The sequence below is a fragment of the Aeromicrobium sp. genome, assembly GCF_037719875.1.
Lineage (GTDB): Bacteria > Actinomycetota > Actinomycetes > Propionibacteriales > Nocardioidaceae > Aeromicrobium.
The window spans coordinates 21,854-34,587 of record NZ_JBBJMJ010000009.1; the positions used below are offsets into that span (position 1 = coordinate 21,854).

General features: G+C 66.4%; 17 protein-coding genes. 6 read left to right on the plus strand and 11 right to left on the minus strand.

Going from position 1 to position 12,734, the window contains the following annotated elements; genetic code table 11:
* Positions 1-95: 95 nt before the first annotated feature.
* Positions 96-1,262: a hypothetical protein gene (locus WKF39_RS10095; protein WP_340387946.1), complete on the plus strand. Its 1,167-nt coding sequence runs from the start codon at positions 96-98 to the stop codon at positions 1,260-1,262.
* Here WKF39_RS10095 and WKF39_RS10100 read toward each other — a convergent pair.
* From WKF39_RS10100 to WKF39_RS10115, 4 genes are all read right to left on the minus strand, one after another.
* Positions 1,259-2,044, minus strand: a complete 786-nt coding sequence (locus WKF39_RS10100) for an alpha/beta hydrolase (protein WP_340387948.1) — start codon at positions 2,042-2,044, stop codon at positions 1,259-1,261. The two genes, WKF39_RS10095 and WKF39_RS10100, sit on opposite strands and share 4 nt — an antisense overlap.
* 33 nt (positions 2,045-2,077) lie before the next feature.
* On the minus strand, positions 2,078-2,347 hold the full coding sequence (locus WKF39_RS10105) for a hypothetical protein (protein ID WP_340387950.1): 270 nt from the start codon (positions 2,345-2,347) through the stop codon (positions 2,078-2,080).
* A 9-nt stretch (positions 2,348-2,356) separates the two neighbouring features.
* A complete protein-coding gene (locus WKF39_RS10110; RefSeq protein WP_340387952.1) occupies positions 2,357-2,707 on the minus strand; it encodes a hypothetical protein in 351 nt (116 codons plus the stop codon).
* Positions 2,708-2,818: 111 nt separating this feature from the next.
* On the minus strand, positions 2,819-4,012 hold the full coding sequence (locus WKF39_RS10115) for a 3-hydroxyacyl-CoA dehydrogenase NAD-binding domain-containing protein (protein ID WP_340387954.1): 1,194 nt from the start codon (positions 4,010-4,012) through the stop codon (positions 2,819-2,821).
* Positions 4,013-4,095: 83 nt separating this feature from the next.
* Between WKF39_RS10115 and WKF39_RS10120 the strand changes: the two genes are divergently transcribed.
* Both WKF39_RS10120 and nucS read left to right on the plus strand, forming a co-directional pair.
* Positions 4,096-4,491, plus strand: coding sequence for a hypothetical protein (locus tag WKF39_RS10120; protein ID WP_340387956.1), 396 nt, complete (start codon positions 4,096-4,098; stop codon positions 4,489-4,491).
* Between the two features lie 4 nt (positions 4,492-4,495).
* Positions 4,496-5,173 (plus strand): endonuclease NucS, encoded by a 678-nt coding sequence (nucS, locus tag WKF39_RS10125; protein ID WP_340387958.1) that lies wholly within the window; start codon positions 4,496-4,498, stop codon positions 5,171-5,173.
* A gap of 13 nt (positions 5,174-5,186) precedes the next feature.
* Here nucS and WKF39_RS10130 read toward each other — a convergent pair whose 3' ends face one another.
* The gene (locus WKF39_RS10130; RefSeq protein ID WP_340387960.1) at positions 5,187-5,624 is read right to left on the minus strand and encodes an SSI family serine proteinase inhibitor; all 438 of its coding nucleotides are present in this window, start codon (positions 5,622-5,624) and stop codon (positions 5,187-5,189) included.
* The gene (locus WKF39_RS10135; RefSeq protein ID WP_340387962.1) at positions 5,590-6,114 is read right to left on the minus strand and encodes a ferritin; all 525 of its coding nucleotides are present in this window, start codon (positions 6,112-6,114) and stop codon (positions 5,590-5,592) included. Before WKF39_RS10135 ends, WKF39_RS10130 begins: the two co-directional genes overlap by 35 nt.
* Before the next feature lie 63 nt (positions 6,115-6,177).
* Here WKF39_RS10135 and WKF39_RS10140 point away from each other — a divergent pair, with 63 nt between their 5' ends.
* Entirely contained in the window at positions 6,178-6,345 is a 168-nt protein-coding gene (locus tag WKF39_RS10140) for a hypothetical protein (RefSeq protein WP_340387964.1), read from the plus strand.
* Positions 6,346-6,466: 121 nt separating this feature from the next.
* On the plus strand, positions 6,467-7,243 hold the full coding sequence (locus WKF39_RS10145) for an isocitrate lyase/phosphoenolpyruvate mutase family protein (protein WP_340387966.1): 777 nt from the start codon (positions 6,467-6,469) through the stop codon (positions 7,241-7,243).
* Here the strand turns inward: WKF39_RS10145 and WKF39_RS10150 are convergent.
* The gene (locus WKF39_RS10150; protein ID WP_340387967.1) at positions 7,153-9,354 is read right to left on the minus strand and encodes a protein meaA; all 2,202 of its coding nucleotides are present in this window, start codon (positions 9,352-9,354) and stop codon (positions 7,153-7,155) included. The genes WKF39_RS10145 and WKF39_RS10150 overlap by 91 nt on opposite strands.
* A gap of 79 nt (positions 9,355-9,433) precedes the next feature.
* On the opposite strand from WKF39_RS10150, the gene WKF39_RS10155 reads away from it, so the two are divergent.
* Positions 9,434-10,006, plus strand: a complete 573-nt coding sequence (locus tag WKF39_RS10155) for a cob(I)yrinic acid a,c-diamide adenosyltransferase (protein WP_340387969.1) — start codon at positions 9,434-9,436, stop codon at positions 10,004-10,006.
* A gap of 84 nt (positions 10,007-10,090) precedes the next feature.
* Here the strand turns inward: WKF39_RS10155 and WKF39_RS10160 are convergent, their stop codons facing one another.
* The 4 genes from WKF39_RS10160 to atpD form a co-directional block, all read right to left on the minus strand.
* The gene (locus tag WKF39_RS10160; RefSeq protein ID WP_340387971.1) at positions 10,091-10,264 is read right to left on the minus strand and encodes a hypothetical protein; all 174 of its coding nucleotides are present in this window, start codon (positions 10,262-10,264) and stop codon (positions 10,091-10,093) included.
* Positions 10,265-10,368: 104 nt separating this feature from the next.
* Positions 10,369-10,815, minus strand: a complete 447-nt coding sequence (locus WKF39_RS10165) for a DUF2550 domain-containing protein (RefSeq protein WP_340387973.1) — start codon at positions 10,813-10,815, stop codon at positions 10,369-10,371.
* Between the two features lie 19 nt (positions 10,816-10,834).
* Positions 10,835-11,212 (minus strand): F0F1 ATP synthase subunit epsilon, encoded by a 378-nt coding sequence (locus WKF39_RS10170; protein ID WP_340387975.1) that lies wholly within the window; start codon positions 11,210-11,212, stop codon positions 10,835-10,837.
* A complete protein-coding gene (atpD, locus tag WKF39_RS10175; protein ID WP_340387977.1) occupies positions 11,212-12,729 on the minus strand; it encodes a F0F1 ATP synthase subunit beta in 1,518 nt (505 codons plus the stop codon). The genes WKF39_RS10170 and atpD overlap by 1 nt, the downstream gene beginning before the upstream one ends.
* Positions 12,730-12,734: the final 5 nt, after the last annotated feature.

The window sequence follows — 12,734 nt, forward strand, 5'->3', positions numbered from 1 at the left end:
GGCAGGCTCATGATCGGGCCATACCGGTGCCCCATCTCGGCCGGGTAGGGTGGAGACACACCTGACAACCTCCTATCTCCACGAATGGGAACAGCATGTCCGACCAGTCCGGATTGTCCATCTTCGACGCCGCCGAATCAGCTGGCGACGCATCCTTCCCACTGGCCCGACGTGGTGGCTATGACAGCGACGCCGTCGACGCCTGGGTGCGCACGAAGTCCGCGGACTTCCAACGTGCTGTCGAGAGCCTGAAGGCCGCGCAGGGTGAGAACGAGAACCTTCGCGAGATCGTCGACAAGCTCAAGGATCGGGTCGAGGCTGTGGAGAAGCCCACCTACACCGGCCTCGGCAATCACGCCGCCCAGCTCTTGGGACTGGCCGAGCAGGAGGCCGAGGACGTCCGCAGCCGCGCCGTGCGCGAGGCCGACGAGCTTGTCAAAAAGGCCGAGGAAGAGGCCGCCATGGTGCGAGCGGCGGCGAATCACCAGGCCGAGGAGATGCGCGGCCACGCCGTCGTCGAGCTCGAGGAGAAGCGCAAGCAGCTGCTCGAGGACGCTGAGGCCATGCATGCCGAGGCGCTCGCCCATACCGAGGACCTGCGCGCCCACGCAGAGCGCGAGGCCGCGCAGGTCAAGCTCGCCGCCGACCAGGACGCGCAGAACATGCGTCTCGGCGCGACCCGCGAGGTCGAGCAGGCCCGCGCTGCGGCCGACCGCGAGGTCACGGAGGCTCGACGGGTGCTCGCCGTCGAGAAGGAGCGCCTCGCCCGCGAAGCCTCCGAGAACCATGCCTCGGCAACCGACCAGACCGGCAAGCTCGTCAAGGACGCGGAGACGCGCGCCAAGGCGGCCGATGACCGCGCACGCGACATCATGGCGCAGGCCGTCAAGGCCCGCGACGCAGCCAACGCCGATGCTGCCCGACTGCTCGACAACGCCAAGACCGAGGCCACGCAGCTCGTGTCCGGCGCGAGCGCTGAGGCCCAGCACATCCGGGTGAGCGCCACGACCGACGCAGAGCGCCAGACCCGTGTCCTGAGGGCCGAGGTCGAGGAGCTCCAGCGCAAGCGCGAAGGCATCATGGCCCAGATGGGGCAGCTGCGCGACATCGTCTCGACATTCGCCCCCACCGCTGTCCAGGACGTTCCGCCTGCCGAAGACAAGCCCGACGCGCAGGCAGACGGCGAGCCCGAAGCAGGCGCGCAGCCCGTCGAGGCAGCTGAGATCGACTCAGCCGACCTCGATCAGGAAAAAACCAGCTAGTCCGCCGATCGCGGCGCGAACGCCGCCACGGTGCGGTCGCGGTATGCCGATGAGTCGGCTCGCTCCATCGGTCCGTCCCAGCCGTCGGGCAACGGGAGAGCCACGGATGGGGCCAGCCGCTTCGTGATCTCATCGAGCGCCCGCTCGGCGTCGCCGACCCACAGATGCTTGGCGTCGTCGATCGCGATGACCTCCGCGTGCGGGATCGCCGCGAATCGTTCGCCCGCCTCGGTGGGCTGCAAGTAGTCATCGTGCTCGGGAACCAGTGCCGTGACGGACTTGCCGGATCCGGCCCACGCCTCGAGGTGCTCCGGCTTCGAGTAGCGAAGCGGCGGTGACAGCAGCACGATGCCCTCGACGACGGGCTCGAGGCCGTACATCAGGGCCAGGTCCGTGCCGAAGGACCAGCCGACAAGCCATACGTGTGGCAGCTCGGCGAACTCCGCATACTCAACCGCGGCAGCCACGTCGAACCTCTCTGCGACCGCATCGTCGAACGCTCCCCCGCTGGTCCCCTGCACGCTGGAGGTGCCGCGGGTGTTGAAGCGGAGCACCGCGATGCCGGCGAGTGCGGGCAACCGGTAGGAGGCCTTGCGGAAGAGGTGGCTGTCCATCATCCCGCCGTGGGTCGGCAGGGGGTGCAGGCAGATCATCGTCGCAACCGGCTCCCCCGCCGGAGGCAGAGCCAGCTCGCCGACCAGGCTCACCCCGTCCGCGGTCTCCAAGATGATCTGCTCGCGCCGGGCGGGCAGCACGGAGTTGCCGCGGATCTTCTCGGTCATACGTCCCTCAGTCTCTCGAGTCTGCCCATGGAGTCAGTGTTTTCTGGCCCAGCAGGCGGTGTGCCAGTGTCGGCGTTCATCGATCGCTGCCTCGCTCAGCAGTGCCTTCTGAACCGGCCACGCGACCAGGTGTGCGGTGACCGGGCGGATCACCTGAGCACACCCCGGGCAGCGATAGTCCTTGCCCGCACCCGATCCCCGGATCTGCCGGACATACCAAGCGCCATCGGCCTTGGTCACGATCTGCTCGGTATGGGTTCGCAGAGCTGGTCCCGTGCGCTGGGCAACCCTGCGGCGAGGCATGGACCCAGTCTACGGAGTGACGCAGTAGCGCCGGACCCAGCCTTCACGGGCAGCCGATGCCTGGATTGCCTCATCGAAGGTGAGGATCGTGACCTCTGCGGCACCGCCGCGCTGGAACAGCACGACGTCGGTCAACGCCGGCTTCTCCCTGCAGGTGAGTCCGGCCGACTCCTGCTCCGAGATCGCGGCTGCAAGCGCCGTGTCGCTGCTCTTGGTGTCCAGGATCATGGGAGTCGCCTCGCCGTACTGGCTGGCGAAGGACGATATCGCGATGTATCCGACCAAAAGCCCGGTCGTCACCACAGCCACGGCGATGCGCACCAACCGGGCCGCCACCACGACGGGTGCCGTGCTGATCATCGCCACTCCTGTCCACGTGGTCCCCTGGACAGTGCAACGACCCCGACAACCCGGAGTTACCGGCGTCTCAGGAAAAAGAACTCACACCGGATCGGCGTAACTTTTTGCCCCTCAGTACGTGTGGAAGCCCTCGCCGGTCTTGCGGCCCTGCTTCCCCTCGGCCACGAGCCGCTCCAGAGTCGGCGCCGGCGTCCAGCCTGCATGGCCGAATGTCGACACGAGCGTCTGCTGGATCGCGAGGGAGACATCGTTGCCGACGACGTCGAGCAGCTCGAACGGGCCCATCGGCAGCTTGGTCTCCTTCATGGCGTCGTCGATCTCGGTGAGCGAGTCACCGCTGGCCTCGTGCAGCTTGATCGCATCGTTGAGGTAGGGGAAAAGCAGAGCATTGACGATGAATCCGGCGCGGTCGCCGCAGGACACCGGGTGCTTGCCGGTCGAGAGGCACAGCGCGCGTACGGTCTCGGCAACTTCGGGAGTCGTCTCATCGGCGGACACGACCTCGACGAGCTTCATGACCGGCGCGGGGTTGAAGAAATGCATGCCGATGACGTCCTGGGGACGTGACGTGGCCGCCGCGCAGTCGCTGATCGACAGGGACGAGGTCGTGGTGGCCAGGATCGCACCCGGCTTGGTGATGCGATCGAGGTCGCGGAACAGCTCGAGCTTGATGTCGAGATCCTCGGCGATGGCCTCGACGACGATGTCGACTCCGGCAAGGGCTTCGCGCTCGGTCGAGCCGGTCAGTCGGCTCAGCACACTCGCCTTGCCGTCCTCGTCGAGCTTTCCGCGCGAGATCGCCTTGTCCAGGCTCTTGGTGATGCGGGCAACGACGCCGTCGACCTTGTCCTCGGACCGACCGACGTAGACGACGTCATACCCGGACTTGGCGAAGACCTCGACGATGCCCGATGCCATCGTGCCGGTGCCCACGACGCCGACGGTCTCGATCTCGTGGCGGAGCTGGGGTTCGCCGCCCTCGTCCGCGCCGCCCGCCTGCTCGAAGGACGTGCCGTCCGCGGCCATCGTCGTGAGGATGCCGGACGGTTGGTGCAGCTCGTCGCCGGTCTCGGCGAACAACTTCTCCAAGCCCGTCGTGACGGTCCGGGCGCCGAGGGCATCGACGAGTGCGAGCGGGCCGATCGGATAGCCACAGCCGAACCGCATCGAGGCGTCGATGTCGTCACGAGTCGCGTAGCCGCTCTCGTACATCGTTGCAGCGTGATTGAGGTAGGGCAGCAGGAGGGTGCGGGCGATGTCGGCCGCCCGGTCATTTGCGGACAGTCGGTCGACGATTTCCTGCATGGCTACTCCTGAGTAATAAGCGGGTCGTGTCAGACTAACGTGACAGTGCAACGAGCTCCATGGGGAGAACTATGAAACGACGTATGACGATGGTTACAGCCATCGTCGGCCTCGGTCTGGTAGGGCTCAGCGCCTGCACCGGGAGCAACGACAAGCCCGAGGACGCAGACCCGACGACCAGTGCGTCGGCAAGCGGTACGCCGACCACCAACGGCCCCACGCCGTCGGTCGATCCGTCGACCGATGGCGCGATCAAGCTGCGCGGCGACTGGCAGGACACCAAGGCCAAGTGGGTCGTGCACTTCCACGAGGACGGCACGTTCGTCGAGGACTTCGAGGGCGTGGTCGACTTCCGCGTCGGCAAGTACTCCGTCGACGGCGACACGGTCTCGCTGATCGGTGACGACGGCAACACCGACAAGGGCACCGTCAAGGGCGAGACTCTCGTCTTCAAGCTCGGCACCCTGACCAGGATGTAGACGGTTGCGCCTTGTCATCGCGCGCTGCCGAGTGGACTACGCCGGCCGGCTCGCCGCACATCTGCCCCTTGCCACGCGCCTCATCATGGTCAAGAACGACGGCTCGGTGCTGATCCACTCCGACGGCGGGTCATACAAGCCGCTCAACTGGATGAGCCCGCCGTGCACGCTGCGCGAGGGTGTGGCCGACGACGGCGCCGTCGAGTGGACCGTCAACGCGGGCAAGACCGACGACACCCTGCGCATCCGCATCGAGGAGGTCCTGCACGACTCGGCACACGACCTGGGCATCGACCCGGGACTGCAGAAGGACGGCGTGGAGAAGCACCTCCAGGAGCTGCTCGCCGAGCACACCGCAGCACTTGGTGTCGGCATGAGACTGGTGCGCCGGGAGTTCATGACCGCGATCGGCCCGGTCGACCTGCTCTGCAAGGACGGCTCCGACGGCTCGGTGGCCGTCGAGATCAAGCGACGAGGTGACATCGACGGTGTCGAGCAGCTCACACGCTATCTCGAGCTGATGAACCGCGATCCCCGGCTGGCGCCGGTACGCGGCATCTTCGCTGCCCAGGAGATCAAGCCGCAGGCCCGCACCCTGGCGCAGGACCGGGGTATCCGGTGCGTCGTCGTCAACTACGACGAGCTGCGCGGCATCGACGACCCGAGCCTGCGACTGTTCTAGGTGGCTGCTCGGTTCAGAGCAGCGGTACGTCGAAGAAGGTCGTGCCCAGCTGGTCCCATCGATCGACCTCGCAGCCGTTGGCGCGAGAGAACGCCGCGTCGACCTTGTCGCCATCGAAGGTGCCGGTGACCGTCGCCGTCTGGGGACCACCGAACAGCTGGGTGCACGCCTGGTCCTCGCTGACTGGCTCGAACACGTCGGCGCCGGCGCGGTCAAGAGCCTTGCAGGCCTCGGCCGGCTGCGGATGATCGCCACCTGCCGGATCGCACGTCAGCTCGTACGTCTGAGGGTCGGCACCTTCGTCGGTGATCACCGTGATGGTCAGAGACGTCGTCGGGCCGGACGATCCGGTGTCGGCGTCCTTGCCGCATCCTGCCGGGAGCAGCAGGCCGAGCGCGACCAGCGCCGCGGCGAACCTACGCACCGGCGATCGGCGGCGCGGTGGGGTCACGGTCAGCACCCTTGTCCTCGCGGGCGATCCAGTCCTCAATGCGTTCGTAGTCGTCCTTGGAGCGAGTGACGACCGCAAGCAGGTCGCTCATCTTGGCGATCTCCTCGACCTGCTCCTTGATGAACCACTGCATGAACTGATCGGAGGCGTAGTCATTGTTTTCACGCGCAATGCGAGTGAGCTCGTTGATCTCCTGCGTCACCCGCTTCTCCTGGGCAAGTGCAGCCGCGACGGGCTCGATGACGTCCGCAAAGTCGACCCTCGGGGCAGCGAGCGCGGGAATGATCGGGACCTCGTCCGCATCGAGGAGGTACTGCACCATCATCATCGCGTGATCGCGCTCCTCGACGGCCTGCTGATAGAACAGTGCGGCCATCTGGGGCATCGTCAGAGCGTCGTAGTAGGTCGCGATCGCGACATACTGCTGATGCGCGCCGAACTCGAGGCCGAGCTGCTCGTTGAGCTTCGCGACGAATGCTGGTGCTGCCATGTGACCCACTCCTCTTGTCTCGCACTTAGGCGAGGCTCACCTCACGCTGGTACTCTAGTGCTTGTGCCGAAGTCACCCAAGAAGAAGTGCTGCAGCGACAAACCTGCCTGCAAGCGCTGCCCCCTTCGCATGATGAAGGACGGCACCCTTCCCGAGGGTTACACCGTCAAGAAGCGCAAGCTCACCAAGGTCAAGAAGAAGCACAAGACCAAGGACAAGATCGCCGCCTGAGCGGTGCCACGAGCCTAGGGCAAGCCGCCCGGCACCGGCCACGAAGGACTGGCTAGCCAAAGTCGCCTGGCGGCTTCGAGACCGCCGGTCCCGAGCGCGGCCCGGGCCGTACGGTGGAGGCATGAGCGAACTCTCCCAGCAGGCCCAGACCCTTCTCGCGCTGCACACCGACCCGGCACTCCTCAAGGTCGTCAACGTCTGGGATGCGATCAGCGCCCGCGTGGTGTCCGAGGTCGAGGGCGTGACCGCGCTGGCGACCGCAAGCCACTCGATCGCGGCGGCATATGGCTACGCCGACGGGGAAAACATCCCGGTCGAGCTCATGATCGAGGCGGCCGGCGGCATCGTCGCCGCGACCGACCTGCCGGTCACCGCAGACCTCGAGGCCGGCTACGGCAACCCGCGCGAGACCACGCTCAGGGCGATCGGGGTCGGCGTCGTCGGCGCCAACCTGGAGGACCAGATGGCGCCGATCGCCGAAGCGGTCGCTGCGGTCGAGGCCGTGCTCGACGCTGGTCGGCAAGAAGGAGTCGAGTTCGTGCTCAATGCGCGTACTGATGCATTCCTCAAGGCTGGCGACAAGCCGCACGCCGAGGTGCTGGCCGATGCCATCGAGCGTGGCCGGGCCTACCTCGCTGCCGGCGCTCCCGTCGTGTTCGTGCCCGGCAAGGTCACAGAAGATGACATCAAGGCGTTCGTGGACGCGTGGGGGCCCCAGAAGCTGACCCTCATCGGCGCGCCCGGCTCGGTGCCGCTGGCCCGTATGGAGGAGCTCGGCGTGGCGCGGGTGTCATACGGCCCGTTCAGTCAGTCCGTGGCGCTCATGGCGCTGCAGGACCTGACCGCCGACATCGTCGCCGGCGGCGGCCTGCCCGCGGATTTCCGCGTCCTCAACTGACCGCGGTTTACCACGGTCCCTACGAAAAGGTCGTCCGCCCTAGGCAAATTTCCCCCGGGCGGACGCAACTTGCCTAGGGACCGTGGTAAACCGTCGGGGGGGTAGGTGAGGCCGTTGGCCTTGCGGATCTCATCGACGATGCGGTCCATGATCGGGGTCATGCCAAAGTCCTTCGGGGTGAAGACCGCGGCGACGCCGGCGGCTTCCATCTTGCGGGCGTCGGACTCGGGGATGATGCCGCCGACGATCAGCGGTACGTCACCGATGCCGGCCTCTGCCATGGCTTTCTGGACACCGGGGACGAGCTCCATGTGCGATCCGGAGAGGATCGACAGCCCGACGCAGTGCACGTCCTCGGCCACCGCGGCGGCGACGATCTGCGCCGGCGTCAGCCGGATACCCTGATAGATGACCTCGAACCCCGCGTCCCGCGCGCGTACGGCGATCTGCTCGGCTCCGTTGGAGTGACCATCGAGGCCGGGCTTGCCGACCAGGAAGCGCAATCGCGTGCCAAGCTCATCACCGGTCTGGCGCACCTTCTCGCGCACGGCGGTCAGCTCCGCGCCGGCCTCGGCAACGCTGCCGACACCGCTGACACCGGTCGGTGCGCGATACTCGCCGAACACCTCACGCAGCGCTCCGGCCCACTCGCCGACCGTCGCCCCGGCGCGTACGGCCGCGAGTGTCGCCTCCATCAGGTTTGCCTCGGTCTTGGCCTCCCGCCGCAACCGATCGAGCGCCTCGTCGACGGCTCCCTGGTCACGCCCATCGCGCCACGCACTGACGTCGGCGATCGCGTTGGCCTCGGCTTCGGGGTCGGCGGTCATGATCGCCGCATCCAGGTCCTCGGTCAGCGGAGACGGCTCGGTCTCGATGTAGGAGTTGACGCCGACGACCTTCATCTCACCGGCCTCGATGCGCGCTCGGCGCTCGGAGTGGGACCCGACCAAGGCCTGCTTCATGTAGCCGGACTCGACGGCCGCAACAGCTCCGCCCATGGCCTGGACCCGGTCGATCTCGGCCTTGGCGCCCTCGATCAGCTCGCTGACCTTGGCCTCGATCACGACCGAACCCTCGAAGATGTCGTCGTACTCCAACAGGTCCGACTCGAATGCCAGCACCTGCTGGAGCCGCAGCGACCACTGCTGGTCCCACGGGCGCGGCAGGCCCAGGGCCTCGTTCCAGGCTGGGAGCTGGACCGCGCGGGCACGTGCGTCCTTGCTGAGCGTGACACCGAGCATCTCGAGCACGATGCGCTGGACGTTGTTCTCGGGCTGCGCCTCGGTCAGGCCGAGGGAGTTGACCTGAACGCCATAGCGGAAGCGGCGCATCTTGGGATTCTCGACGCCGTAGCGCTCGCGGGTGATCTCGTCCCAGAGACGGCCGAAGGCACGCATCTTGCACATCTCCTCGACGAACCGCACCCCTGCGTTGACGAAGAACGAGATCCGCCCGACGACCTCTTCGAACTCATCGGCCGGCACCTGACCCGAGTCGCGCACCGCGTCGAGGACGGCGATCGCGGTCGTGAGTGCGTAGGCAAGCTCCTGCGTCGGCGTCGCTCCGGCCTCCTGCAGGTGATAGCTGCAGATGTTGAGCGGATTCCACTTCGGGATCGTGCTGACGGTGTACGCGATCATGTCCGTCGTGAGACGAAGTGAAGGCGCTGGTCCGAAGACGTAGGTGCCGCGGGACAGATACTCCTTGATGATGTCGTTCTGGGTCGTGCCCGACAGCTGCGCGGGGTCAACGCCCTGCTCTTCGGCGGCGACCTGATACATCGCGAGCAGCCACATCGCGGTGGCATTGATCGTCATCGAGGTGTTCATGGTGTCGAGGGGGATGTCGTCGAACAGCTGCCGCATCGCGCCGAGGTGCGGGATCGGGACACCGACCTTGCCGACCTCGCCGCGGCTCAGCTCGTGATCCGGGTCATAACCGGTCTGGGTCGGCAGGTCGAAGGCCACCGACAGGCCGGTCTGGCCCTTCGACAGATTGCGGCGATAGAGCGCATTGGACTCAGCCGCCGAGCTGTGCCCGGCGTACGTGCGCATCACCCAGGGCTTGTCCGGCACAGTCTTGGGATCGTCAGGCACAGTCTTGTCAGGCATGGGGGTCAGGTTACCTCTCCGTAACCTCGACGGTCACGGCTTGTCGAGGCGTTCCTGCTCACACTCGTAGACTCTGGTCATGGTCAATCTGACGCGGATATACACCCGGACCGGCGACGACGGCACCACCAACCTCGGCGACATGAGCAAGACGAGCAAGCTCGACCTGCGGCTCGGCGCCTACGCCGATGTCGATGAGGCCAACAGCCACATCGGCTTCGCGATCTCACTCAGCGGGCTCGATGACGATGTCGTCGCCGTGCTGACCCATGTGCAGAACGACCTCTTCGACGTCGGCGCAGACCTGTCATGCCCCGTCGTGGAGGACCCGCAATTCCCCCCGCTGCGTGTCGAGCCGGACTACATCGATCGGCTCGAAGGCTGGTGCGACCACTACAACGAGCAGCTGCCCAAGCTGCGGTCGTTCATCCTGCGCGGTGGTACGCCGTCGGCCGCCGCGGTGCACATCGCCTGCACTGTCACGCGGCGCGCTGAGCGCTCAGCGTGGGCAGCGCTCGAGGAGCACGGCGAGACCATGAACGTGCTGACCGCCAAATATCTCAACCGGCTCAGCGACCTGCTGTTCATCCTCGGACGCCACGCCAACCGCAAGGACGGCGACGTCCTCTGGGTTCCGGGCGGTGAACGCTGACGCGCAGTCGGGCACCGCTCTTCGAGCTGATCGGCATATGCGGCTGATCAGCTCGAAGAGCGGTGTGGTCGACGAGCTGGGAAGTCAGTCCCAGTCGATCGCGTTGGTCGCGGCGCCCGTGGGCGCCGGCTGGGGGGCATCCCAATCGATGCCCTTGACGATCTTGTGCTCCTGACGAGGCGCGGCCGATGCGGCCGGCGCGAGGCCGACTGCTGCAATGACCGACACAGATGCTGCGGCGATAAGACGCTTGAACACGATGATGTACCTGCTCCCTGATAACAACAGGAGGTCCTCCCCCCCTCCCTGATTGTCTCCCGCAGCACCGAGACCGTCAATCACCTCGAACCCGATCGTGTCGTTCAGAGGACGTTGTTGACCCGCTGTCCGGGCGGGGAGGACTCGAGCCACGACAGCAACCCGGTCAAGGCGTTGGCGCTCATCGCGAACTGGCGTATACCGGCCGCATTCTCGGTGGCGACGATGACGTGTCCGGCATGGATCGCGTGCACCTCATGCCCGACCGGCTCCCGACGACGGTCGATGCGCACGTCACCCCGAGTGAAGCGATGGGTGGGCCGCATGGAGAACGAGAACGCGCGGAACCACTCGAGCTCGGTGTCGCGGTAGACCGCCAGCCCCAGCATCCAGCCCTTTGCCTGAGCCTCGGCATGGCGATTGACGCTCATCTCGAACGTGCCGCCCGACCGGGCCAGGACTCGCCGCCGGACCAGCAGCCCGACGACCAGCAGCACCGACAGGCCGAGGATGACCGCAAGGGAGTCTACGAACCACAACCACACTGGCATCGTGACCTCCCTCCGTGCGTCAGGACGCCTTGTCGATGAGGCGCAACTTGGCCTCGGCGCGCAGAACTGCGTCCTGATCGTCATCGGACTGGGCGGCCTCGAGCTCGGCGAGAGCCTCGCCCGCATCGACCTCAGAGGCGAGGAAGGCGTCCTCGCTCAGGATCGACACATGGTTGTCGGAGACCGAGAGGAATCCCTCGGCGACCGCAGCGCGTACGACCTCACCGTCGACGGGCTTGATCTCCACGACCCCCGGCACGAGCAACGACAGCAACGGCGCGTGACCGGCCAGGACGCCGAGGTCGCCTGTGACCGTGCGGGCGGTCACCTGGCTCGCCTGACCCGACCACACCACGCGGTCGGCGGCGACGAGCTCGATCTGCAACGGGTCGGCCATCAGAGGCTCTTCTGGATTTCTTCCCACTTCTTGTCGACGTCTTCAAGACCGCCGCACATGAAGAAGGCCTGCTCAGCCACGTGGTCGTAGTCACCGTCACAGATCTTGCTGAAGCCGTCGATCGTCTCGTCGATGGAGACGGTCGAGCCCTCGATGCCGGTGAACTGCTTGGCCACGTAGGTGTTCTGGGACAGGAAGCGCTGAATGCGACGCGCACGGGACACGAGCGTCTTGTCCTCTTCGCTGAGCTCGTCGACACCGAGGATCGCGATGATGTCCTGGAGCTCCTTGTTGCGCTGCAGGATGCTCTTGACCCGGTTTGCCGTCCGGTAGTGATCGTCGGCGATGTAACGCGGGTCGAGGATGCGTGACGTCGAGGTCAGCGGGTCCACGGCCGGGTAGATGCCCATCGACGCGATCTCACGGTTGAGCTCGGTCGTCGCGTCGAGGTGCGCGAACGTCGTGGCCGGGGCCGGGTCGGTGTAGTCATCTGCGGGGACATAGATGGCCTGCAGCGACGTGATCGAGTGGCCGCGAGTCGACGTGATGCGCTCCTGCAGCACGCCCATCTCGTCAGCCAGTGTCGGCTGGTAGCCCACCGCGGACGGCATACGGCCGAGCAGTGTGGAGACCTCGGAACCGGCCTGCGTGAAGCGGAAGATGTTGTCGATGAACAGGAGCACGTCCTGGTTCTGGACATCGCGGAAGTACTCGGCCATCGTCAAGGCCGACAGCGCGACGCGAAGACGCGCGCCCGGCGGCTCATCCATCTGGCCGAACACCAGAGCGGTCTGGCCGAGGACGCCGGCCTCTTCCATCTCGGCGATCAGGTCGTTGCCCTCACGGGTACGCTCGCCGACTCCGGCGAACACCGACACACCGCCGTGGTCGCGCGCGACACGGGCGATCATCTCCTGGATCAGCACGGTCTTGCCGACACCGGCGCCGCCGAACAGGCCAATCTTGCCGCCCAGCACGTAGGGAGTCAGGAGGTCGATGACCTTGATACCGGTCTGGAACATCTCGGTCTTGGACTCGAGCTGGTCGAATGCGGGGGCCTTGGCGTGGATGCCACGGCGCTCCGCGACCTCCCACTTCTCGCCCTCCTTGAGGTTCATGACGTCGCCCGTGGTGTTGAACACCTTGCCGAGCGTCTGGTCACCCACGGGGACCGAGATGGGTCCGCCGGTGTTGGTGACCGTCGCACCGCGGACGATGCCGTCGGTGGGGCGCAGGCTGATCGCGCGGACCAGGCCGTCACCGATGTGCAGGGCGACCTCGAGCGTCAGCGTCTCGGTCTCACCGTCGATCGTGGTGTCGACCTTGAGCGCGTTGTACATCTCGGGGATGGCATCGCTGGGGAACTCGATGTCGAGCACCGGGCCGATGACGCGAGCGACCCGGCCGGTGGCCAGCTTCTCGGCGCTGTCGGAGGTGTTGTCGGAGGCCTGATCTGCGGCCTTGTCGTCAACCTTGTCGTCGGCCTTGTTGGCTGCGGTCTTCTTGGCGGTAGGCATCTCTC

Bases quoted from the DNA above. Each gene is read 5' to 3' on its own strand.
- WKF39_RS10170 (WP_340387975.1), bottom strand. From the start codon at position 11,212: ATGGCCGACCCGTTGCAGATCGAGCTCGTCGCCGCCGACCGCGTGGTG.
- WKF39_RS10120 (WP_340387956.1), top strand. From the start codon at position 4,096: ATGACGATGGTTACAGCCATCGTCGGCCTCGGTCTGGTAGGGCTCAGC.
- WKF39_RS10150 (WP_340387967.1), bottom strand. From the start codon at position 9,354: ATGCCTGACAAGACTGTGCCTGACGATCCCAAGACTGTGCCGGACAAG.
- atpD (WP_340387977.1), bottom strand. From the start codon at position 12,729: ATGCCTACCGCCAAGAAGACCGCAGCCAACAAGGCCGACGACAAGGTT.
- WKF39_RS10135 (WP_340387962.1), bottom strand. From the start codon at position 6,114: ATGGCAGCACCAGCATTCGTCGCGAAGCTCAACGAGCAGCTCGGCCTC.
- WKF39_RS10100 (WP_340387948.1), bottom strand. From the start codon at position 2,044: ATGACCGAGAAGATCCGCGGCAACTCCGTGCTGCCCGCCCGGCGCGAG.
- WKF39_RS10165 (WP_340387973.1), bottom strand. From the start codon at position 10,815: ATGCCAGTGTGGTTGTGGTTCGTAGACTCCCTTGCGGTCATCCTCGGC.
- WKF39_RS10145 (WP_340387966.1), top strand. From the start codon at position 6,467: ATGAGCGAACTCTCCCAGCAGGCCCAGACCCTTCTCGCGCTGCACACC.
- WKF39_RS10095 (WP_340387946.1), top strand. From the start codon at position 96: ATGTCCGACCAGTCCGGATTGTCCATCTTCGACGCCGCCGAATCAGCT.
- WKF39_RS10115 (WP_340387954.1), bottom strand. From the start codon at position 4,012: ATGCAGGAAATCGTCGACCGACTGTCCGCAAATGACCGGGCGGCCGAC.
- WKF39_RS10110 (WP_340387952.1), bottom strand. From the start codon at position 2,707: ATGATCAGCACGGCACCCGTCGTGGTGGCGGCCCGGTTGGTGCGCATC.
- WKF39_RS10155 (WP_340387969.1), top strand. From the start codon at position 9,434: ATGGTCAATCTGACGCGGATATACACCCGGACCGGCGACGACGGCACC.
- WKF39_RS10105 (WP_340387950.1), bottom strand. From the start codon at position 2,347: ATGCCTCGCCGCAGGGTTGCCCAGCGCACGGGACCAGCTCTGCGAACC.